Origin of the sequence: Deinococcus humi (assembly GCF_014201875.1) — a bacterium.
GTDB lineage: Bacteria > Deinococcota > Deinococci > Deinococcales > Deinococcaceae > Deinococcus > Deinococcus humi.
In genome coordinates, this window is sequence record NZ_JACHFL010000012.1 from 74,481 (window position 1) to 95,840 (window position 21,360).

The window sequence follows — 21,360 nt, forward strand, 5'->3', positions numbered from 1 at the left end:
CGGGTCTAGCGTGAAGCCATGCCTTCCTCCATTGTCGATGTGCCAGAGGCCAACCTCTTTCCAGATGCTTTTCCGGCGGACCAGTGGCCGCGCATGCTGTGGGAGGACGGAAGGCGCCCCGCCACCCTGCCCGCACAGGCGTGGACGACCGAGACCACCCACCGCGACGGCCAGCAGGGTGGCCTGCCACTGACCGAGGCCGACGGACTGGCGATCTATGACCTGATGGGCGCCTTTACTGGCGGGTCCGGTGCACTGAGACAGGCCGAGTTCTTCGTGTACCGTCCAGCAGACCGCGCCATGCTTGAGGGCGCCCTGGAACGCTGGCGCGGCGGACATCCGGTAGAGCCCACCACCTGGATTCGCGCCACCCGCAAGGACGCTGACCTGGTGGCCGGACTGGGTGTGCGGGAGACCGGGATGCTCGCCAGCGCCAGCGACTACCACACCTTCTACAAGTTCAGACCGGGCGGGCGCGTCCAGGCCGCCCGCACCTATTTAGATGCGGTGCAGGCCGTACTGGACGCAGGTCTGCGCCCCCGCCTGCATCTGGAGGACGCCACCCGCGCGCCGCGCGAATTCATCCTGCCGTTCGTGACGGCGGTGCAGGAGCTGGCCCGGGACTACGGGGCAGGGCAGGCCCCCAGGTTCCGGATCTGCGACACGATGGGGCTGGGGCTGCCGCTGGAAGGGGTGGCGTGGCCACGCAGCGTTCCCGGCATGGTGCGCGAGCTGCGGGTGGCCGGGGTGGAAAGCGAGCTGCTGGAATTCCACCCGCACAACGACACGCATCTGGTGGTGGCGAACTGTCTGGCCGCCGTGCTGGCGGGTTGCGCGGCCATCAACGGCACGCTGCTGGGCAAGGGCGAGCGCACCGGCAACGCGCCGCTGGAGGGGGTACTGCTGCATCTGGTGGGCCTGGGCCTGGCTGAAGCGCCTGACTTCACGGCCCTGAACCGACTGGACGACCTGTATGCAGGCCTGGGCCAGGGCGTGCCCGCCAAGTACCCGCTGTACGGCAAGGATGCCCACCGCACCCGGGCGGGCATTCATGCCGACGGACTCAACAAGTTCTGGCCGATGTACGCGCCCTTCAACGTGCCCGCCCTGCTGGGGCGTCCGCTGGAGCTGAGTCTGACGGCAGACAGCGGTCTGGCAGGGCTGATCTTCCTGATCAAGCAGCACACCGGCCACGAGCTGTCCAAGGAGGACGCGGGACTGCACAACCTGCAGGCCCGTCTGGCCGCCGAATTCGGTGCCGGGCGGCAGACGGCGGTGGAGTGGGAGGAGATTGCCGACGCGGCTGCCACGGTGGTGGCGAATGGTCAGGGAGTGGCCGCGCAGCGCTGAATGGAGGGGACCTTATGACCGCCCCGCGATCAGCCCTGCCCCCACCAGCGCCAGCACCACGCCCACCCACTGCGTGGCCTTCAGTCCCTCGCGCAGCACCGTGACGGCCAGCAGGGTGGTAAAGGCGGGATACAGGCTGGACAGCAGCGAACCCACCGCCAGCCCGCCGCCCTGCACGGCCAGCAGGTAGAACAGATTGCCCAGCGTGTCCCCCGGTGCGGAGGCCAGGATCAGCGGGAGATTGTTGGGACGCAGGCCCACCAGCCGCGCGGCCAGCGCCAGGGCGATCACCGAGCTGCTCAGGCGCGCGGCCCCCAGGGTCCAGAACACCCCTGGCGACGCTGCCTGCCCCAGCATGGCAAAGAAGAAGCCGAAGCCCAGGCCCGCTGCCAGACCGATCAGCACGCCGTTGTCCTGCCACCGCCCGTTGCTGCCGCCCTCACCCGGGCTGTAGCTCAGCAGGCCGGTGCCCAGCAGCACCCCCAGCGCGCCCAGCCAGCCCAGCAGACCCAGCACCTCGCCGCCCAGCACGCCGATGACCACAGGGACCAGCGCCGACAGCGCGCCTGCACCCACCGACACTGCGCCCATCGGCCCCAGCGCCAGCGCGCGGTAGAAGGCCAGCACGGCGAACAGACCCACCGCGCCCGCCGCGACGCCCCACAGCAGATCGCTCACGGGCGGCAGCGTCTGGCCCATCACCACGGCCAGCAGCAGCATGACCACCGCGCTGATCGGGTGGGTCAGCGCCACCACCCGCAGCGGCGAATCGCGGCGACTCGCCAGCCCCGCCAGAAAATCGCCGACGCCGTAGGTCAGCGCCGACAGCAGCCCGCTCAGGGCCGGGTTCAAGGAAAGAGCCTCACCGCAGGAGTGTACAGGGGCTGTCCCGCGAGGGGCGGCCAGTGGTCCCCGTCCTCTGGACAAAAAAAGCGAGACCGGGAGGGTTTCCCGGTCTCGTCTTCGCGGCGTACTCAGGGCTGGCAGGCAGGGTTGATCTGTCCGCCGCCCCTAGCGGTCTTACTCGTCGTCGCGGCGGTTGTTGCTCCAGCCCCGGTCCGCGCGGGCGCGCGGGCGGAAGCCGCCGTCGGTGCCCCCCTCGCTGCCTTCGCGGGGTGCGGGCGCGGCGTCACGGGGACGGTCATCACGCGGACGGAAGGTCGGACGGTCTTCACGGGGACGGAAGCCGCCACCCTGCGAGCCGCCACGGTCATCGCGGCCCTGGTAACCACCACGGTCATTGCCGCCACGGTAGCCGCCACCCTGTCCGCCACGGTCTTCACGGGGACGGAAACCGCCACCCTGCGAGCCGCCACGGTCATCGCGGCCCTGATAACCACCACGGTCATTGCCGCCACGGTAGCCGCCACCCTGTCCGCCACGGTCTTCACGGGGACGGAAGCCGCCACCCTGCGAGCCGCCACGGTCATCGCGGCCCTGGTAACCACCACGGTCACTGCCGCCACGGTAGCCTCCGCCCTGTCCACCACGGTCCCCGCCGCCGTAGCCGCCCTGTCCGCCACGGTCTTCGCGGGGACGGAAGCCGCCACCCTGCGGGCTGGGACGGTCACCCATGGGCCGCTCGCCACTCGTGCGCTCGCCGCTGCGGAAGCTGCCCTGACCCTGGCCCTCACGCAGTTCGCGCATCTCACGGCGCAGGCCACGGATTTCCTTGCTCTGGGCCTCGAGCATTTCCTTCATCTCGCCCAGCAGTTCCAGCAGATCGTCGGCGTCGATGTACTCGTCTTCCTCGCTGTCCTCACCGTCTTCGGCGGTGTCCTCGCCCTGGGCGTGCATGGCGCCGTCTTCCTCGCCCTCGTTCTGGGCTTCCTGGGCGTCCAGCACCAGGTCCTCGTCGGGCTCACCCTGGAGCTGGGGCAGAATCTCGCGCACCTCGGCGGGCATCTGGTCGTCGGCGGTCTGGCCCTGGCGCGTCTCGTTGTTGTCGGTCATGGTAGTTCTCCTTTTGGCGCGGCTGGTGGTGCCTGCGCTGTTTCCCTGCCGCTTGTCGTTCACGACCCTGGCGGCGAATTCCGGACGGTTTCGGCCTGTCTTGTCGGCCAGTGGCACACATGCTGCGTGCCGAGCGCGGGCGCACCCCCGAGTGTATCACTGCCGGGCAAGGAAAGGACGTCTGGCACTCGCGCTGCCGTCCGGGTACGCTGAGCCATGACCCAACCCGCACAGGATCAGCAGCCCCAGCACTGGCTGGAGGGCATTCTCGACGTTCTGGCCGAGGCCGTGGAGGGCGGCACCCCCGGGCAGGGCACGGCCTTTCTGGACGGCACAGCGGCGGACGGCAGCGGCAACAATGGCCTGCTCGCCACACTGGACCGCCTGAGCGCCGAGCAGGCCAGCCAGGACATTCGCGGCACCTCCATCGCCGGGCACACCCGCCACAGCGCTTTCCATATGGAAGTGATGGTGCGCTGGGAGCGCGACGGGGACCGGGGGCCGTTCGACTGGAAGGGAAGCTTTCACCCGGCTTTGGTCGGCGACGAGGAGTGGGACGAATTGCGCGTCCGCTTGCGCGCGGCCTACGACGCCCTGCGCGCCTTTGCCCGGACCCAGCAGGATGCGGAGGCCACCGGGGACGTGGCCGGCGGCCTGGCCGGCGCAGTGGCGCACGTCGCCTATCACCTGGGGGCCATCCGGCAGATGCACAAAGAGCTGGCGTGAACCTGGCCCCGGCCGAACAGCATCCGGGGCCGCTGCGGGTCATCATTGGCGCGGGCGAGCAGCGCTGGGACGGCTGGATTCCCACCCAGCAGGAGCAACTCGATCTCCTGGACCGGACAAGCTGGGCCGCGTGGTTCGGCGGCCGCCGGGCTGACGCCCTGCTGTGCGAACACGTCTGGGAACACCTGAGCGAGGCAGAGGGCCGTGCCGCCGCCAGGGTGTGCTTCGAGTTCCTTAAGCCGGGCGGTGTGTTGCGGGTGGCTGTACCGGACGCCCACTTTCCAGAGGCCGAATACCAGCGCACGGTGCAGGTTGGTGGGCCGGGGCCAGCCGATCACCCTGCCGCCGATCACAGGATCGTGTACGACGCGCCGTTGCTGGCCGACGTGTTCACCGGGGCCGGATTCAGCGTGGAGTTGCTGGAATACTGCGACGCCCAGGGCCAGTTTCATTTTAAGGACTGGGACATGGACGCCGGGCCGATCTACCGCTCCCTGCGGATGGACCATCGTAATGTGGGCGGGCGGTTGGGCTTCGTATCCATCGTGCTGGACGCCATTAAGCCTGCCGGGGAGTAAGCGGGAACGCTGCCGCTCCCTCCTTACCTTCTCTCACGGCCCTCCACCTGCCAGTTCGTCCTGAGGGTCTCGTCCAGCACGCGCACACGGCCCCTGCCGCTGGCACTGCCCTCAGCCACGGCGAAGGTGCCGTCGGGCAGGGCGACAACGTCCATCGGGTGGGCCAGCGGCATGGGGTGAAGCTCGCCGCTGACCAGATCGATGCGGGTCAGTTGCCCGGCGCGGTCCGTGACCAGTGCCACACTGCCATTGACCCCCAGCTTGTCAGGGTGACCGGGCAGGGGCCAGCTGCGTATGACCTCGCCGCCTGCGTTCAGGCGCAGCAACCGCCCTCCGGCGTCCAGTGCCAGCACGGTGCCGCCTGCCTCTGCGGCCAGGTCCACAGGGACGCCGCCTACGTTCACCCGCTTCCGGACATTTAGGGTTTCGGGGTCCAGCAGGCAGATCTCGCCGGTCAGGTGGTGGGTGACGAACAACCGTCCGCCCGAGAACAACACGCCGTCCATCACGTCGGCCAGCGGCATGCCGTCCTCGCGGGCCACCGTGATCTGCGCCCCGCCCAGTGCGCCGTCCAATCGTCCCACCGCGCCGCGCACGGTCTTGAAATACACCCGCCCGCCGTCCGGTCCGCTGGAAGCGCTCAGCCCGGCGACGCCGCCTGGCACCGGGTAGGACCGCGCCACCTTCAGGGGGTTGGTTTGCACTTCCAGTACACGGTTGTTGGCGGCGTCGGCCAGGTACACGCTGTCCCCCAGCCGCACACCCTGCGTGAACCATGCGGGCTGCCGCCCATCCGAACGCAGGCTGGCGGTGACCTGATCGCCGCGCAGCAGATTCAGGGTGCCGCCCCCATCGTTGCTGGCCACCAGCAGCCCGTCCGCCGCCGCCACCACCACGGCCGGGTCAGGCAATGTCGCCGCCGTCCCGCGCGAGGGCGTCAGCAGCGCGCCGAAGGCGAGTAAGCCCGACACCGCCGCCGCGCCCAGCATCAGCGGCCACCAGCGGCGGGAAGGATGGGGACGCGCCCCGACGGGGGTTGCGGTCTGAGTCTGGCGCGCCGCCCCCATCATCGCCGTCTTCAGGTGGGCCGGCGGTTCACGCGGCGGGACGTCCTCAAGCAGCGCCGCCTCCAGTTCGCGTAGCAGCGTCAGGTGGGCGCGGCACTCGGGACAGTCCCGCAGGTGAGCGCGCAGTTCGGGAGTCAGTGCCTGGCCCAGGCCGACGCGCTCCTCCAACTGCTGCTGCACCGCCGCGCAGTGCTGGCCGTTTCCGTTCATTCCAGCCACGCTTCCACCTCCTTGCCCAGACCGGCTTTGTCCAGCACGGCGCGCAAATGCTTCAGGGCGTAATTCAGGCGGCTCTTGACCGTGCCCACCGGGACATGCATCGCGCCTGAGATCTCCTCGCGGGACTCGCCCGCCAGGTAAGCGCGCTCCACCGTCTCGCGGTGCGCTGCCGAGAGCTGCGAGAGCGCGGCGCCAATCCACTCGCGGCGCTGGGCGTCCTCGCTGCGACCCACAGCCCCTGGCCCACCGTCCGGCAGCGGCAACTCCTGACCTTCTTCGGTGAACAGCGGCAGGGTGGCGCGGGCGGCACGGAGGCTGTCCAGCGCCCGCGAACGCGCCATGACCAGCAGAAAGGTCCTGAGGCCCGCCCGCGCCGGATCATAGGTCTCGGGACGCTCCCACAGCCTCAGGAACACGTCCTGCAAGACCTCCTGGGCCGCCGCGTCGCCCAGCAGGCGGTGCAGCACGCCAAAAACAGCCCCTGAATGCTGGTCATACACCTCAGAGAGGGCCGACTCGTCACGCTGTCGCAGGCGCAGGGCCAGCGTCCTGTCGCTGTCCAGGGCCGTCTCCTCCGGACTCGGCTCCGTCTGTGTCCCGCCCTGCTCCGCTTCAGCGGCCAGGAGCCGGGAGCGCGGGGAAGAGCGGAAATCAGGCACGGCCAGCCACGTCATACCCAGCATACGGGGCGTCGGGGACAACGGTTCGATCTGGCGGCGGCATCCGTCCCCCCCGGACCGCGCTACGCTGGCTCCCGTTATGACCACACCGCCCCCCACCCCGCAGGAATTCCCGACCTACCGCGTTCAGGAGTTCCTGCCCTCATTTCTGCTGGGCTGGGGCCTGGGGACGCTCATTACCTTCGCGGTGCGCGCCGCCGCCGACGCGCTGCTGACCACCCCCTGCGAGGGCCGCACGCTGCTGGCGCTGATCGTGCCCCTGCTGCTGGGGCCGGGTGGGCTGGCGTTCACGGCCGTTAACTGGCGCCGGGCAGGGCGGGCGGCCCTGGGGCTGGGGCTGGTGCTGGCCTCCCTGCTGCCTGCGCTGTATGTGGGCGCGCGCGACATCGCTGGACTGCGCGGCAGTGGCTGCGCAGGCGGCTACGTCGTGATTGCTCCGGCGGGCCAGGAATCCATCTCCAGCCTAATCCTGCGGGTGGGCGAATCCCGTGAGCTGACCGGGCGCATCGGTGGCTTTTCCGCGCGGGATTACCCGGGTGAATTCAAACTGAACGGTCAGGGCAATGCTGCGGGCATCGTCGTGACCCTGCCGAAGACCGCCGTCAGGGCCGGCGAGGAGTTTCCGCTGACGGTCACGGTCCAGCCCGGCACCGGCATCAACACCTATACCGTGGGCATCCAGGGCACCAGCGTCAGAAACGGTCAGACCGTCAGCGCGGACGGCACCCTGGAAGTCAATGTCCGCCCCGCTGAAGTGAAGCAAAGCCAGCCGTAAGGGAGGGGGCAGGGGGGAGCACTGGCCCGTCCCGCCCCCCGCACCTCCCGGGGTGTTACGGTAAGCCGCGTGAACGTGACCGAGGTCTCCAGCATTGCCCTGCAAACATTTTTAACGATGCTGGTGGTCATGGACCCGATTGGCCTCGCGCCGATCTTTATCGGCCTGGCGGGCAACCGGCCCAGTTTCGAGCGGCGCAGGGTGGCCCTGAAAGCCGCGGTGGTGGCCGGCGGCATCATCCTGGTGTTCGGGCTGGTGGGCCGCGCGCTGCTGGAACATCTGGGCATCAGCCTGAGCGCCTTCCGGGTGGCGGGCGGGGTGCTGCTCTTTCTGATTGCGCTGGACATGGTGTTCGCCCGGCCCAGCGGCAGCAAGGAGACCGCCGAAGAGGAGCAGGAGGCCCAGGAGCGGCAGGACATCAGCGTGTTTCCGCTGGCGATTCCGCTGATTGCCGGTCCCGGCACGCTGGCCTCGATCATGATTCAGGCCAACACCGCGCACGGCAACGTGCTGCTCCTGTCGGTGGTGTTTCTGGTGACGGCCGCCGTGCTGTTGCTGTGCTACCTGGCGCTGCGCCTGAGCGGTCAGATCGCCCGCGTGATCGGGGTGACCGGCGTGCATGTGGTGACCCGTGTCCTGGGCGTCCTGCTGGGCGCGCTGGCCGTGCAGTACGTTGCCGACGGCGTGCTGGAGCTGCTGCGCGGTGGGCTGAAAACGGGCTGAGCCGCAGAGAAGGGCAAAGGACAGCTATTTCCAGTGCGGCTTCTGTCGTTTCCTGCGTCCCATACCTCACCGCCACCTGAGTCATTGCGCCTACGCGCGCAACCCCGGCGCTAGGCACCCTGGCCAACATTCTTATGAATATCAGGCCATAGAATGCGGGGCATGACAGTCAAGGGTAGGGTGGAAGAACTCGGGCGACCATCTCACGGCACCGCTGCGTCTGACGGCGTGGCCACCGCGCGCGTGGTGCCAGACCTGAACGCGCCGCGCGTGCTGGTGCTCAATGCATCGTATGAGCCCCTGCATGTCACCAGCACCAAGCGGGCCATCACGCTGCTGCAATACGGCGTGGCCGAGGTGCTTGAGGACAGCGGCGACGTGATCCGTTCGCCCAGCACCACCCTGAGCGTGCCCAGCGTGATCCGCCTGCGCCGTTACGTGCGCCGCCCGCGCGTACACCCCGTGCCCTTCAACCGCCGCAATGTGCTGCGCCGCGACACCTTCACCTGTCAGTACTGCGGCGCGTCCGAGGAACTGACCCTGGACCACGTGATGCCCCGTTCACGCGGCGGGCGGCACAACTGGGACAACGTGGTCACCGCCTGCCGCGCCTGCAACCAGCGCAAGGGGGACCGAACCCCCGACGAGGCGGCCATGCCCCTGCGGACGCATCCCCACGCCCCCACCTTCGGCGTCTACGCCCATGGGCAATTTGCTCACTGGCAGCCGGAGTGGGCCAACTACATCCGCTGAGGCGCGCGCTGAACGCAAAGGCTTCTTGAGGGGAAAACCCAAGCCGCCCGCAGACTTGTGGGCGGCGCCCGTTTACTAGACTGTGGCCCATGAACCGCGAACAGGCTTACGCGCTGATGCTGGAACACACCCCCTCCGTGTCGCTGCAACGGCACATGCTGAACGTGGAGGCCGCCATGCGCTGGTACGCCCGTCACTGGCAGGAGGACGAACAGACCTACGCCGTGACCGGTCTGCTGCACGACTTCGACTATGAGCTGCACCCTGAGGCGCATCCGACCTGGGGCGTGGACTACCTGCGCGCCAACACCGACACGGCGCCCGAGGTGCTGGACGCGATCATGGGCCACGCGGCCTACACGGGCACGCCGCGCACCACCCGGCTGGCCCAGACCCTGTTCGCGGTGGACGAGCTGACCGGGCTGGTGCAGGCCGCCGCCCTGGTTCGCCCAGACGGCGACGTGCGGCAGGTGGAACTCAAGAGCCTGAAAAAGAGATTCAAGAACCGGGCCTTCGCGGCGGGCGTCAACCGTGAGGAGGTCGAGCAGGGCGCGCGGGAACTGGGCGTGGACCTGGACGAGCACATGGAGAATGTGCTGACGGCGATGCGCGAGATGGTGCCCGCACCGGTGTAAGGGGCGCAGAAAAAAGTCCCCTGCAGGCGGAAGAGGACGTGGAGGACTTCTGGCTCACCTACATGCGCGGCGGAAAGCGCACGAAGGTGAGCCAGAAGTCCTCGAAGGCGCGGATGGCGTGCAGAAAGTTCTCGAAGCCGACCGGCTTGACCATGTAGCCACTGGCGTGGCGCTCGTAGGAATTGCGCACGTCCTCGTCGGCCTGGCTGGTGGTCAGCATCAGGACCGGAATGCTGCCCAGCCCGCTGTCGGTCTTGATCTCGCGCAGCACCTCCAGCCCATTCTTGCGCGGCATGTTGATGTCCAGCAGGATCAGGTCCGGGCGTGGGGCGTTGGCGTACTCGCCCTCGCCGCGCAGAAAACGCAGGGCTTCGACGCCGTCGCGGGCCACATGCAGCCGGTTGGGCACGCGGGCTTCCTCGAAGGCTTCCAAGGTCAGCAGGATGTCGGGTTCGCTGTCCTCGACAAGAAGGATCTCGACCTGGCGCGTTTTGGGCTGGGGCAGTGGGGTGTCAGGCATGGTGGGGTTCTGGGGGTCCGGAATGGGGCGGGGGTGACTGTTCGGGGGCGGCGGGAAGGGTGAAGTGAAAGGTGCTGCCGTGGTCCGGAGCGGGCAGCGGCGTGGATTCCAGCCACAGCGTCCCCCCGTGATGCTCGACAATCTTACGACAGATGGCCAGCCCCATTCCGTTTCCCGCGTAATCCTCGCGGCGGTGCAAGCGCTGGAAGATATCGAAGACGCGTTCCTGGTACTCCGGTGCGACGCCGATGCCGTTGTCCTGCACGGTCACGTGGATCATCTCGCCCTCGCGGCGTGACTCGACCCGCACGCGCGCGGGCTGTCCGGGCGTGGTGAACTTCAGCGCATTGCCGATCAGGTTAGTCAGCAGCGGCGCGATCAGCGGGGCGTGGGCCAGGACCGTGTGGGGGGTGTCCCAGTCCAAGATGGCCCGGCCCTCCGGGGTCCCGTCCCCCTCCAGGGTGGCGGACACGCTGTGGGCGGTGGCCCGCATGGCGGTGTCCAGCGCCAGCAGCGTGGGCGCGCTCTCGCCCCGGCCCACCCGCGAGAATTCCAGCAGGTCATGAATCAGCCCGCGCATCCGTTTAACCGCGTCCTGCATGAAGCCCAGGTAGAGCGTGGCACGCTCGTCGAGTTGGCCCTCGTAGCGCCGTCCCAGCAGCTCGGCGTAGCTGCCCAGCGTCCGCAGCGGCTCCTGCAGGTCATGGCTGGCGATGTACGCGAACTGTTCCAGATCGGTGTTGCTGCGCTCCAGATCCGCGATGGCGTCTTGCAGCTGGGCCTGGGCACGCAGGCGCTCGGTGATGTCTCGCACCATCAGCACGGCGCCCGTCACCTGCCCCGTGTTGGACCGCATCGGTGTGACCACGCTGGACACCGGGACCGGGTGGCCCTGGGCGTGCCACAGCACGTCGTGTTCCAGGCGGCGGGTCTCGCCGTCCTGCAGGGTCTGGTGGATGGGACACTCGGTCACCGGGTAGTGCGTTCCGTCGGGATGGCTGTGGTGAATCAGGCTGTGCTGGTGGCTGCCGATCAGCCGCTCGACGCTGTAGCCCAGCAGCCGCGCCGCCGCTGGATTGGCGAACGTGGTGCGCCCCGAGGCGTCCAGGCCGAACACGCCCTCGCCCGCCGCGGTCAGCAGCAGCGTGGAAAAGCGCGTGACGTCGGCCAGTTCCTGCGTGCGGACGGCCACGCGACCCTCAAGTTCGGCGTTCAGGGCTTTCAGCGCCGCCTCGGCCTCGCGCACGGCACTGATGTCGGTGTAGGTGCCCACCCATTCGCGCACGCTGCCGTCTCCGTTGCGTAGCGGCACTGCGCGGATCTGCATGGGGACGTACACGCCATCGGCGCGGCGCAGGCGGTGTTCGAGGTGATAGACCTGACCGCTGTCCAGGATTTCCGCCCAGGCCCGCGCGGTCTGATCCCGGTCTTCCGGATGAATGGCCTCCAGGGCCTTCTGGGGGTTCAGGTACTGTTCGGGAGTCTGGCCGGTGAACACTTCCCAGTCGGCCTGTCCGGGGTGAAACATGCCCTGCGCGTCCGTCGTGAACACGATCTGCGCGGTGGCCTCCACCAGCGAGCGAAAGCGCTGTTCGCTGCGGCGCAGCGCCTCGCGGGTCCGCCGCCGCTCGGTCACGTCGGCGAACACGGTGGTGACCTGCTCAGGATGCTCCATGCCCGGTGCGCGGCGCGGAATGGCCGTCACCTCCAGCCAGCGCCATTCCCCTGTCGACGGGTGGAACACCCCCATCGGCACCTCCAGCAGGGTCTGTCCGGTGCGGAGCGCCTGGACCGACGGATGGGTGTCTCCTGGGAAATCCGAACCGTCAGGATGAATGGCCTGCCAGCGCGGATCCAGCGAGCTGCGCCCGTGCAATTGTTCAGGACTGAGGCCCAGGATGGCTGGGGCCGAGGCGTTGGCGTGCAGAATCTGGGTGTCTGCCCCCTGCACGGTCATGCCCAGACCCAGGCTGTCCATGATCTCCAGTGCCACTTCCAGCGGATCGTGCGACTCCCGGAAGTGCAGCAGCGCCGCTCCCGGACCAGCGGGGGTAATGGTGGCCAGCGCGGGGGCCACGGCGCCGGGCATGGTGACCGACAGGCGGGACGCCTCACCTTTCAGGGCCAGCGCCATTGCGTTGCGCAGGGCCTGGGCGGCCTCCGGCAGGAACAGCGCCGTCCAGTTGTTCACCTGGCCGTCCACTGCTCCCAGACGCTCGCGCGCAGCGGCGTTCAGCGTGAACTGGCCGTCCGCCCGCACCCACACCGTCGGATCGGGCAAAGCCGACAGCAGTGCAGCCGCATCGGCATCGGCAAAAGGAGCGGCAGACGCCGTGTCTGCGGGGGGCAGATCGGGCACGTCGGCTGCGTCGGCGGGGGCGCTCACGTCAGTCGAGCCAGCCTCAGCCGCGCAGGGCGTAGCCCACACCGCGCACGGTGCGCAACAGCCCGTAACCGTCCAGATCCCGCAGTTTGGCCCGCAGGTTGGCCATGTGCACGTCCACCACGTTGCTGCCCTCGGGCAGGCGCCCCTGCCAGATTTCCTGACCGATTTCCTGGCGCGAGTACACCCGGCCCGGCTGGCGAATGAGCAGCGCCAGAATGTCGAATTCCTTGGGCGACAGACGCAATTCCTCGGCCTTGTAGGTCACCAGCCGCTTCTGGGGGTCCAGCGTCAGGTCGCCCATGCTCAGGCTCTCGGTCGTGCGTTGGCGCAGCTGCACCTTGACGCGGGCCAGCAATTCGTCGGGGTGAAAGGGCTTGATCAGGTAGTCGTCTGCGCCCAGGCCCAGCAGCCTTACCTTCTCGTCCACGGTGTCGCGGGCGGTCAGCACGATGATCGGCACGGCACTGTTCTTGCGCAGGCGCTGCACCACGTCGCCGCCGTCAAAGTCGGGCAGGCCCAGGTCCAGCAGGATCAGCGCGGGGTGATCTTCACGGGCCTTGATCAGCCCGTTCATGGCGGAATCGGCATGCTCGACCTCGAACCCGGCGTCGGTCAGGTCCATTTTCAGGACGTTGGCGATGTCCAGATCGTCTTCGATGATCAGAATGCAATGAGAGGTCACGTTTTCATAATACGCTCTTCTGCTGTCTGGCGAGACATCGAGGCGGGTGGAGGGGATTGGGGGTGGTCCCCTGTGGGGGCATGACAGGGTCCGGCGTGCTAGCCTGCCACCATCGCGCCATGAGTCCGGCTTGCCAAAGCTGGGAACGGGCGACACAACCGCAGCAGCCAAGAAGACTCTTCCTGACTGCCCCAGGCCGCACTTTTCAGGCCACCGCTGCATTCAACACGCCTGGTCCCACACCCACGGGCCGCCAAGCACGGAGTTTTTCAAATGACCCAGACAGACGACACCAGAACCCCCCACCTGGAAGTGATTCCTCTTGGTGGCATGGGTGAGATCGGCAAGAACATCACCGCCTACCGCTACGAAGACGAGATCATGGTCGTGGACGCCGGATTGGCCTTTCCCGACTCTCACCAGATGGGCATCGACCTGATCATCCCGCGAATCGACTACCTGCAACAGAACGCCGGCATGATCCGGGGCTGGATCCTGACCCATGGCCACGAGGACCACATTGGCGGGTTGCCGTACATCCTACCCCGCCTGCCCAAAGTCCCCGTCTACGGCGCGCCGCTGACGCTGGGGCTGGTGCGTGAGAAGCTGTCCGAGTTCGGCATCAAAGACCACGAAACCGATCTGCGTGAAGTGGATCTGAGTGCCAAATTTAAGATCGGCAAGCACTTTGAAATCGAGTACTTCCGTATGACGCACTCCATTCCCGACAACGCCGGGTACATCCTGACCACGCCGGCTGGACGCGTGCTGCATACCGGGGATTTCAAGCTGGACGAACACCCCGCGGACGGTCAGCTGTCGGACCTGGGCCGCATCGAGCAGGCGGGCAAGGACGGCGTGCTGCTGCTGATCAGCGATTCGACCAACGCCGAGCGTCCCGGCCGCACCCCCAGCGAGGCCGAGATCGCCGTGAATCTGGAAGACGTCATCGCCGGGTGCAAGGGCCGCGTGTTCCTGACCACCTTCGCCTCGCAGGTCAACCGCATCCAGAACATCCTGAACATCGCCCACCGCCAGAGCCGCCGCGTGATCATGGAAGGCCGCAGCATGCTGAAGTACGCGCAGGTGGCGCAGGCCGTGGGTCACATGAACGCCCCCGATCCCTTCCTGACCAACGATGAGGTGGGCGGCATGCAGGACCAGCAGGTGCTGTACATCTGCACCGGGTCACAGGGGCAGCCCATGAGCGTGCTGAGCCGCCTGGCTTTCGGCAACCACGCCAAGATCGCCCTGCGCCGGGGCGACAGCGTGATCCTGTCCAGCAACCCGATTCCCGGCAACGAGGAAGCGGTCAATCTGGTGATCAACCGCCTGTACGAGATCGGCGTGGACGTGTACTACCCGCCCGCCTACAGGATTCACGCCTCCGGCCACGGTAGCCAGGAGGAACTGGCCACCGTGCTGAATCTGGCGCGGCCCAAGTTCTTCCTGCCCTGGCACGGCGAACCCCGCCACCAGATCAACCACGCCAAGCTGGCCCAGACCCTGCCGCGCCCGCCCAAGCGCACGCTGATCGCCAAGAACGGCGACGTGATCCGCCTGAGCGCCGACGACTTCAAGGTGACGGGCACCGTGCCCGCCGGGGCGGTGTACGTGGATGGCCTGGGCGTGGGTGACATTGGCGACGACGTGCTGCTGGACCGCGTGAACATGAGCCAGGAAGGCATTCTGATCATGACCGCCGTGCTGCATCCCACCCCGCATGTGGAAGTCGTGTCGCGCGGTTTCGTACGCGCCAACCGCGATCTGGACAACCAGATCCGCAAGGTGGCCCTGGATGCCATTGAGCAGGGCATGCGCGAGAAGAAGAGACTGGAAGACGTGCGCGACGACATGTACGGCGCCGTACGGCGGTTTGTGCGGAAGGTGACGGGGCGCAATCCGGTCTTGATTCCCATGATTGTGGATTAAGGGAAAGAGCGTCCAGATGGGGCCAGCCTTGTGCTGGCCCCTTTCCTTTGTCCGGGGTGAATGTTGACGGAGGACAAGGGCGGCCTGCCATGGTTGGAAATGGAAAGGATACATCGTACTGGCGGACGACAGACAAACTCGGCTTCTCCACCGGACAACGCCATACTGCTGCCCATCCGTGGATTCAAAAAGGGTCTAAGCGCCCCACAAACGCGCACCGCCTCGATCCTCATCCTGCTTCTTCGCGGCGTCCTCTACGGTCTGGGAGCATCTGCCCTGGCAGCCCTGTATGCCCATTTCGTCAGTCAGCGGGGTTGGAACGGCACAGCCGCAGCGCTGAATGGCACGGGAACCATCCTCTGGTGTCTGGGGGCGGCCTTTGGCTGGGGAGCTTTCGGAACCCACGGGCAGGAAATGGGCAAGAGGGCGCGCGTGGGACAGGCAACGGCACCGCTGGCGCTGCCCTTTAAGGACATGCTCCTGGCCCTGATCGCCGGGAGCGTCTGCTTCGGGCTGATCTGGGCGGGCAACGTTCTGGCCGCCTCTGGGGGCTAGGTCACCCCCGCATTCCCCACGTTTCGTCGCCCCATCCGCCCTATAATCGCGCGCATGGGCATCATTCCTTACGTGATCGAGCAGACCGGGCGCGGCGAGCGCAGCTATGACATCTACTCGCGCCTGCTGAAAGACCGGATTATCTTTGTGGGGACGCCCATCGAGTCGCAGATGGCCAACAGCATTGTGGCGCAGCTGCTGCTGCTGGACAGCCAGAATCCCGAGCAGGAAATTCAGATGTACATCAACTGCCCCGGCGGTGAGGTCTACGCTGGGCTGGCGATTTACGACACCATGCGTTACATCAAGGCCCCCGTCTCCACCATCTGCGTGGGCATTGCCATGAGCATGGGCAGCGTGCTGTTGATGGCCGGGGACAAGGGCAAGCGGATGGCCCTGCCCAACAGCCGGATCATGATTCACCAGGGCTCGGCGGGTTTCCGGGGCAACACCCCCGATCTGGAAGTGCAGGCCAAGGAAGTGCTTCACCTGCGTGACCGTCTGGTGAGCATCTACAACAAGCACACGGATCTGCCACATGACAAGCTGCTGCGCGATATGGAGCGCGACTACTTCATGTCGGCGGACGAGGCCAAGCAGTACGGCCTGATCGACAGCGTGATCGAAAACACGCGCCAGATTGAGGAGGTGGGCGTATGACCACGAAGGCTGGAAGTGGAGACCGCTGCTCGTTTTGCGGGCGGCAGCACCCGCAGATCGCCCAGCTGATCGAGGCTCCGGGCCGCGCGGCGTTTATCTGCAACGAATGCACTGACCGCGCTGCCGAGCTGGTCAAGCAGAACAAGAAGGCAGGCAGCGAATTCACGCTGGAGGAACTGCCCAGCCCCAAGGAAATCAAGGCCTACCTGGATGAGTTCGTCATCGGTCAGGACGAGGCCAAGAAGGCCTTGGCGGTGGCGGTGGTCAGCCACTATCAGCGCCTCGCACACCCGGACGTGAACCTCCAGAAGAGCAACATCCTGCTCGTTGGCCCTACCGGAACAGGCAAAACCCTGCTGGCGCAGTCGTTGGCCGAGATGCTGGAAGTGCCCTTTGCCATCGCCGATGCCACCACACTGACCGAAGCCGGATACGTGGGTGACGACGTGGAAAACGTGATCGTGCGCCTGTTACAGGCCGCCGAATATGACGTCTCCGCCGCCGAACGCGGCATCATCTACATCGACGAGATCGACAAGATCGCCCGTAAGTCCGAGGGCACGAGCATCACCCGTGACGTGTCTGGCGAGGGCGTGCAGCAGGCCCTCCTCAAGATCATCGAGGGCACCGTGGCCCAGGTGCCGCCGCAGGGGGGCCGCAAGCACCCGCAGCAGGAGCTGGTGCAGGTCAACACCAGAAACATCCTGTTCATCGTAGGCGGGGCCTTCGAGAGCATGTCTGAAATTGCCCGCGCCCGGACCAACGTGCGTGCCGTGGGCTTCGGTGCGGAACACAAGGGCGAGGAAAAGACCGAGTTGCGCTTCCTGCCCGAGGACCTGGTGAAGTTCGGTCTGATTCCCGAGTTCGTGGGCCGACTGCCGCTGGTGGTGCAACTCCAGGATTTGGACGAGGAAGCACTGATCCGTATTCTGACCGAGCCGCAGGGCGCGATCATCCGGCAGTATCAGGCGCTGTTCGGCTTTCAGGACGTAGACCTGAGCTTCACCGAATCCGCCCTGCGCGAGGTCGCGCACAGAGCCAAGGAGCGCAAGACCGGGGCACGCGGGTTGCGGGCTGTACTGGAGAAGGCCATGACTGATCTGCTGTTCGAGCTGCCGGTTCCCGGCCTGCGCGAGTTGCGTTTCGACGACGAGCATATCGATGCTCCGCTAGAATTACTTGAGTCGAAGGGACTCAAGAAGTCTGCGTAAAAGGCAACCGAGCTTACAGCATCCCCGCGCGGTGACTCCTAGAATCTTGGGACACCCTGCGGGGGTGTCGTTTTCATTCATGTCCCCGCGCTAGACTGACCTATTCAGCTGTCCCGCCCTGGCGGAGCGCAGTCCCAAGGAGCAAAAATGATCTGGGAACTTCCCGTAGTTGCACTGAGAAACATCGTGATCCTGCCTGGTGTCACCATGAACGTGGACGTGGGCCGCCCCAAGAGCAAACGCGCTGTGGACGAGGCGCAGGCTTCGGACCGCCGTGTCCTGCTGCTGACCCAGAGGGACGCCCGCACTGACGATCCCACCAAAGCTGAGCTGTACGACATGGGCGTGCTGGCTGTGGTCAAGCAAGTCGTCCGCATGCCCGACAATACCTATCAGGTGTTGATCGAAGCGCAGGAGCGCGCCGCTGTCCAGGACGAGGTGCCTGCCCCCTATATGCGCGTGCGCGCTGAGACACAGGCCACCCCAGCTGATGACAGCCGCGAAGTCGTGGTGCTGACTGGTGAGGTCAAATCTGCCTTTGAGGAGTACCAGCGCCAGAACAAGAACCTGCGCCTGGACAACTACCAGCTCGAGGGCATGAAGGCCCTGACCGATGGCGGCGCCCTGTCCGATCAGGTGGCCCACCACGCCACTTGGACGCCCGAGGAGAAGCAGGAAATTCTGGAGGCCGTGACCCTGCGCGCCCGTCTGGAAGCCACTCTGAAGTTCCTAACCCGCGACACCGAGCGCTTCAATATGGACAAGAAGATCGCCGGGCGCGTCAAGGAGCAGATGGACGCCAACCAGCGCGAGTACTACCTGCGTGAGCAGATGAAGGCGATTGGCAAGGAACTGGGTGGCGGCGAGGACGGCCCTGCCGAGGTCGAAGCCCTTCGCGAGAAGATCGAAGGGGCCGGGATGCCCGAATCGGTCAAGGAAAAGGCGCTCAAGGAGCTGCAACGACTGGAGCGTACCCCCGGTGGCAGTCCCGAGAGTACCGTGGTCCGCAACTACATTGACTGGCTGGTCGATGTGCCGTGGAGCAAGCGTGACGAGGAAGTGCTGGACATTGCGCGCACTCGCGATATCCTCAACGATGACCATTACGCGCTGGATGACGTCAAGGACCGCATCCTAGAATTCCTGGCCGTGCGGCAGCTGACCCACAAGGACGATGAAACTGAGGCACAGCGCAAGGAACGCACTGCAGAGGAGCGCACCGACGACGCCGAGCTGCGCGCCCCGATCCTGTGTCTGGTTGGCCCTCCCGGGGTGGGCAAGACCTCGCTGGGCAAGAGCATCGCCCGCAGCCTGAACCGCAAGTTCGTCCGCATGAGCCTGGGCGGCGTGCGCGACGAGTCGGAAGTGCGCGGCCACCGCCGCACCTACATCGGCTCGATGCCGGGACGCATCATCCAGTCGATGAAGAATGCTGGCGTCACCAACCCGGTGATCCTGCTCGACGAGATCGACAAGATGAGCAGCGACTGGCGCGGCGATCCCAGCAGCGCCATGCTGGAAGTGCTCGACCCCGAACAGAACCACACCTTCCAAGACCACTACCTCGAGGTGCCCTACGATCTGTCGCAGGTGATGTTCATCACGACCGCCAACACGCTGCAGACCATTCCTCGCCCGCTGCTGGACCGCATGGAAGTTATCCAGATTCCTGGCTACACGCAGGTGGAGAAGGTGGAAATCGCCCGCCGTTACCGTGTGCCGCGCCAGATCAAGAGCCACGGCCTGATGGGCAAGCTGGAAATCACCGACGGGGCGTTGAACCGCATCGTGGAGGAATACACCGCTGAAAGCGGCGTGCGTAACCTCGACCGCCAGATCAGCAAGCTGGCCCGTAAGGCTGCGCGTGAATTGCTGGAACAGCCCTGGGACGGCGTGAAGATCGTTGACGCCGTACAGGTTTCCGATTACCTGGGCGTGCCCCTGCATCGCCCCGACAAGATGGAGAAGGAACCGCAGGTGGGTGTGGCGCAGGGTTTGGCGTGGACCAGCGTGGGCGGCACCATGCTGCTGGTGGAGGCGCTCGCGACTCCCGGAAGCGGCAAGATCAGCATGACGGGCTCGCTGGGTGATGTGATGAAGGAAAGTGTGGGGGCGGCCATCGCCTACCTGCGTGCCCACGCCGCCGAGTACGGCGCGGACCCCGATTTCCACAAGACCCTCGATCTGCACGTTCACTTCCCCGACGGCGCGACGCCCAAGGACGGCCCCAGCGCGGGCATCACGATTGCCACCGCTGTCATCAGCGCCATCACCGGACGCCCGGTGCGGATGGACGTGGCGATGACCGGCGAGATCAGCCTGCGCGGACGCGTGCTGCCCATCGGTGGCCTGAAGGAAAAACTGCTGGCCGCGCACCAGGGTGGCATCCGCGAAGTGATCTTCCCGAAAGACAATGAGCCCAACCTGCAGGACGTTCCCGAAAGCATCCGCGGCGATCTGAAGCTGCATCCCGCCGAGCGTGTGGGCGAGGTTCTCAAGCTGCTGCTGCTGCCCAAGCCGCAGAGTGACCAGCCCACCATTCCCCCGACACCGAGCAAGACCGCGACCCAGCCGGGCGCGTAAGCTCTAGAGGGTACAAAATCCGCCCTGCCGATCACTGGCAGGGCGGATTTTTCGTGTGGTCAGCGTTTGCTTCTGCCGTAGCTGGCCGGGCCGCTATACCCCGTTTCCGGGGTACTGGTGGCGGCGGCCCGGCCCGTCTCGCCCCAACTCGTGGCCTTGGACGCGGCGGAGGGTGTGCTGACAGGTGGCGGTGTGTACCCGGCCTGCGGCTGATTTCCAGCGGCAGCTCCCCCAGCGTCATTGGCCAGCCGGGCGAATTCTTTGGGATCGACGGCGCGCGAGGCCCCCACGTCAAAGCTGATCATGCGGCGGCGGTACAGGTTCGCCAGAAAGGCGTCCATGGTGACCATGCCCTCGCGCGCTCCGGTCTGCATCACACTGGTGATTTGGTACGTTTTGCCCTCGCGGATCAGCGCGCGCACGGCGGGATTGGCGATCAGCAGTTCGTAGGCCAGGATGCGCCCCTGATTGTCCAGACGCGGCAGCAACTGCTGGGTCATCACGGCCACTAGGTTGTTGGCGAGCTGCACCCGGATCTGCTCCTGCTGCTCTTCTGGAAACACGTCCACGATGCGGTCAATGGATTCCGGCGCGCTGTTGGTGTGCAGCGTGCCCATCACCAGGTGTCCGGTCTCGGCGGCGGTGACGGCGGCCTTGATCGTCTCGTGATCACGCATTTCTCCCACCAAGATCACGTCGGGGGCCTGGCGCAGCACCGCGCGCAGGGCGTTTTCGAAGCTCATGGTGTCCGAGCCGACCTCGCGCTGGTTGATGATGCTCTGCTTGTGCGTGTGCATGAACTCGATGGGGTCCTCGATGGTCATGATGTGCATCTTCTTGGTGGCGTTGATGTGATCAAGCATGGCCGCCAGCGTGGTGCTCTTGCCCGAGCCCGTTGGTCCGGTGACCAGCACCAGTCCGCGTGGCGCGTTGGCGATGTCGACCACCGTCTGCGGCAGCCCCATCTCGGCGGCGCTCTTGATCTTGGTGGGAATCAGACGCATGACGCCGCCCACGTTGCCACGCTGCATGAAGCAGTTGACGCGGAAGCGGGCGCGGTCCCCCAGCGCGAAGCTGAAGTCCAGTTCGCGGCGCTCCTCGAAGGTGCGCTGCTGCTTCTCGTTCATCATCGAGTACATCAGCTTGCGGGTCTCAGTGGGCACCAGATCGGCAAAGCCCTGGGGGCCGTACACGCCGTCGATCTTGAACTGCGGGGCCATGCCCACGGTCAGAATCACGTCGGACGCGCCCTTCTCGGCGGCAATTCGCAGGATGTCGGTGATGTCGGCGGAGGGCTGGGTCATGGGAACTACCTCGGATGGAGATGGGGACGATGGGGAATGATCGGCGGAAGAACAGGGGAGGTCTACTG

At 66.4% G+C, this 21,360-nt stretch carries 20 protein-coding genes; 12 read left to right on the forward strand and 8 right to left on the reverse strand.

Annotated features, from left to right (window positions below):
* Nucleotides 1-18: 18 nt before the first annotated feature.
* Nucleotides 19-1,350, forward strand: a complete 1,332-nt coding sequence (locus HNQ08_RS18560; protein WP_184135486.1) for a beta/alpha barrel domain-containing protein — start codon at nt 19-21, stop codon at nt 1,348-1,350.
* 12 nt (nt 1,351-1,362) lie between these two features.
* On the opposite strand, the gene HNQ08_RS18565 is transcribed toward HNQ08_RS18560, so the two are convergent.
* On the reverse strand, nt 1,363-2,202 hold the full coding sequence (locus tag HNQ08_RS18565) for a DMT family transporter (protein WP_229790120.1): 840 nt from the start codon (nt 2,200-2,202) through the stop codon (nt 1,363-1,365).
* A 168-nt stretch (nt 2,203-2,370) separates the two neighbouring features.
* A complete protein-coding gene (locus HNQ08_RS18570) occupies nt 2,371-3,303 on the reverse strand; it encodes a hypothetical protein (protein ID WP_184135489.1) in 933 nt (310 codons plus the stop codon).
* Nucleotides 3,304-3,519: 216 nt separating this feature from the next.
* Between HNQ08_RS18570 and HNQ08_RS18575 the strand changes: the two genes are divergently transcribed.
* Both HNQ08_RS18575 and HNQ08_RS18580 read left to right on the forward strand, forming a co-directional pair.
* The gene (locus tag HNQ08_RS18575) at nt 3,520-4,029 is read left to right on the forward strand and encodes a DinB family protein (protein ID WP_184135491.1); all 510 of its coding nucleotides are present in this window, start codon (nt 3,520-3,522) and stop codon (nt 4,027-4,029) included.
* Nucleotides 4,026-4,607, forward strand: a complete 582-nt coding sequence (locus tag HNQ08_RS18580; protein ID WP_229790121.1) for a class I SAM-dependent methyltransferase — start codon at nt 4,026-4,028, stop codon at nt 4,605-4,607. The genes HNQ08_RS18575 and HNQ08_RS18580 overlap by 4 nt, the downstream gene beginning before the upstream one ends.
* Before the next feature lie 23 nt (nt 4,608-4,630).
* Here HNQ08_RS18580 and HNQ08_RS18585 read toward each other — a convergent pair whose 3' ends face one another.
* A complete protein-coding gene (locus tag HNQ08_RS18585) occupies nt 4,631-5,893 on the reverse strand; it encodes a hypothetical protein (protein ID WP_184135494.1) in 1,263 nt (420 codons plus the stop codon).
* Nucleotides 5,881-6,567: an RNA polymerase sigma factor gene (locus HNQ08_RS18590; RefSeq protein ID WP_184135497.1), complete on the reverse strand. Its 687-nt coding sequence runs from the start codon at nt 6,565-6,567 to the stop codon at nt 5,881-5,883. Before HNQ08_RS18590 ends, HNQ08_RS18585 begins: the two co-directional genes overlap by 13 nt.
* 85 nt (nt 6,568-6,652) lie before the next feature.
* Between HNQ08_RS18590 and HNQ08_RS18595 the strand changes: the two genes are divergently transcribed.
* The 4 genes from HNQ08_RS18595 (at nt 6,653) to HNQ08_RS18610 (ending at nt 9,459) form a co-directional block, all read left to right on the forward strand.
* The gene (locus tag HNQ08_RS18595; RefSeq protein WP_184135499.1) at nt 6,653-7,348 is read left to right on the forward strand and encodes a hypothetical protein; all 696 of its coding nucleotides are present in this window, start codon (nt 6,653-6,655) and stop codon (nt 7,346-7,348) included.
* Between the two features lie 69 nt (nt 7,349-7,417).
* Nucleotides 7,418-8,071, forward strand: coding sequence for a MarC family protein (locus HNQ08_RS18600; protein ID WP_184135502.1), 654 nt, complete (start codon nt 7,418-7,420; stop codon nt 8,069-8,071).
* 162 nt (nt 8,072-8,233) lie between these two features.
* Nucleotides 8,234-8,824, forward strand: coding sequence for an HNH endonuclease (locus HNQ08_RS18605; RefSeq protein ID WP_184135504.1), 591 nt, complete (start codon nt 8,234-8,236; stop codon nt 8,822-8,824).
* Between the two features lie 89 nt (nt 8,825-8,913).
* The gene (locus HNQ08_RS18610; protein ID WP_184135506.1) at nt 8,914-9,459 is read left to right on the forward strand and encodes an HD domain-containing protein; all 546 of its coding nucleotides are present in this window, start codon (nt 8,914-8,916) and stop codon (nt 9,457-9,459) included.
* 58 nt (nt 9,460-9,517) lie between these two features.
* Here the strand turns inward: HNQ08_RS18610 and HNQ08_RS18615 are convergent, their stop codons facing one another.
* From HNQ08_RS18615 to HNQ08_RS18625, 3 genes are read right to left on the reverse strand one after another with little or no spacing between them, the layout of a single operon-like run.
* The gene (locus HNQ08_RS18615) at nt 9,518-9,979 is read right to left on the reverse strand and encodes a response regulator (protein WP_184135508.1); all 462 of its coding nucleotides are present in this window, start codon (nt 9,977-9,979) and stop codon (nt 9,518-9,520) included.
* On the reverse strand, nt 9,972-12,365 hold the full coding sequence (locus tag HNQ08_RS18620) for a PAS domain-containing sensor histidine kinase (protein ID WP_229790122.1): 2,394 nt from the start codon (nt 12,363-12,365) through the stop codon (nt 9,972-9,974). The genes HNQ08_RS18615 and HNQ08_RS18620 overlap by 8 nt, the downstream gene beginning before the upstream one ends.
* Nucleotides 12,366-12,381: 16 nt before the next feature.
* Nucleotides 12,382-13,047, reverse strand: a complete 666-nt coding sequence (locus HNQ08_RS18625) for a response regulator transcription factor (protein ID WP_184135511.1) — start codon at nt 13,045-13,047, stop codon at nt 12,382-12,384.
* Between the two features lie 273 nt (nt 13,048-13,320).
* Here HNQ08_RS18625 and HNQ08_RS18630 point away from each other — a divergent pair, with 273 nt between their 5' ends.
* From HNQ08_RS18630 to lon, 5 genes are all read left to right on the forward strand, one after another.
* Nucleotides 13,321-14,979 (forward strand): ribonuclease J, encoded by a 1,659-nt coding sequence (locus HNQ08_RS18630; protein ID WP_184135513.1) that lies wholly within the window; start codon nt 13,321-13,323, stop codon nt 14,977-14,979.
* Nucleotides 14,980-15,078: 99 nt separating this feature from the next.
* Nucleotides 15,079-15,534, forward strand: a complete 456-nt coding sequence (locus tag HNQ08_RS18635) for a hypothetical protein (RefSeq protein WP_184135515.1) — start codon at nt 15,079-15,081, stop codon at nt 15,532-15,534.
* Between the two features lie 54 nt (nt 15,535-15,588).
* Nucleotides 15,589-16,194, forward strand: coding sequence for an ATP-dependent Clp protease proteolytic subunit (gene clpP, locus HNQ08_RS18640; protein ID WP_184135517.1), 606 nt, complete (start codon nt 15,589-15,591; stop codon nt 16,192-16,194).
* Nucleotides 16,191-17,405, forward strand: a complete 1,215-nt coding sequence (gene clpX / locus HNQ08_RS18645) for an ATP-dependent Clp protease ATP-binding subunit ClpX (RefSeq protein ID WP_184135520.1) — start codon at nt 16,191-16,193, stop codon at nt 17,403-17,405. The genes clpP and clpX overlap by 4 nt, the downstream gene beginning before the upstream one ends.
* A 147-nt stretch (nt 17,406-17,552) precedes the next feature.
* Nucleotides 17,553-19,988 carry an endopeptidase La gene (lon, locus tag HNQ08_RS18650; protein ID WP_184135522.1) on the forward strand — a complete coding sequence of 812 codons (2,436 nt, stop codon included), beginning with the start codon at nt 17,553-17,555 and terminating at the stop codon, nt 19,986-19,988.
* Between the two features lie 59 nt (nt 19,989-20,047).
* Here lon and HNQ08_RS18655 read toward each other — a convergent pair whose 3' ends face one another.
* The gene (locus HNQ08_RS18655; RefSeq protein ID WP_184135524.1) at nt 20,048-21,292 is read right to left on the reverse strand and encodes a type IV pilus twitching motility protein PilT; all 1,245 of its coding nucleotides are present in this window, start codon (nt 21,290-21,292) and stop codon (nt 20,048-20,050) included.
* Between the last annotated feature and the right edge of the window lie 68 nt (nt 21,293-21,360).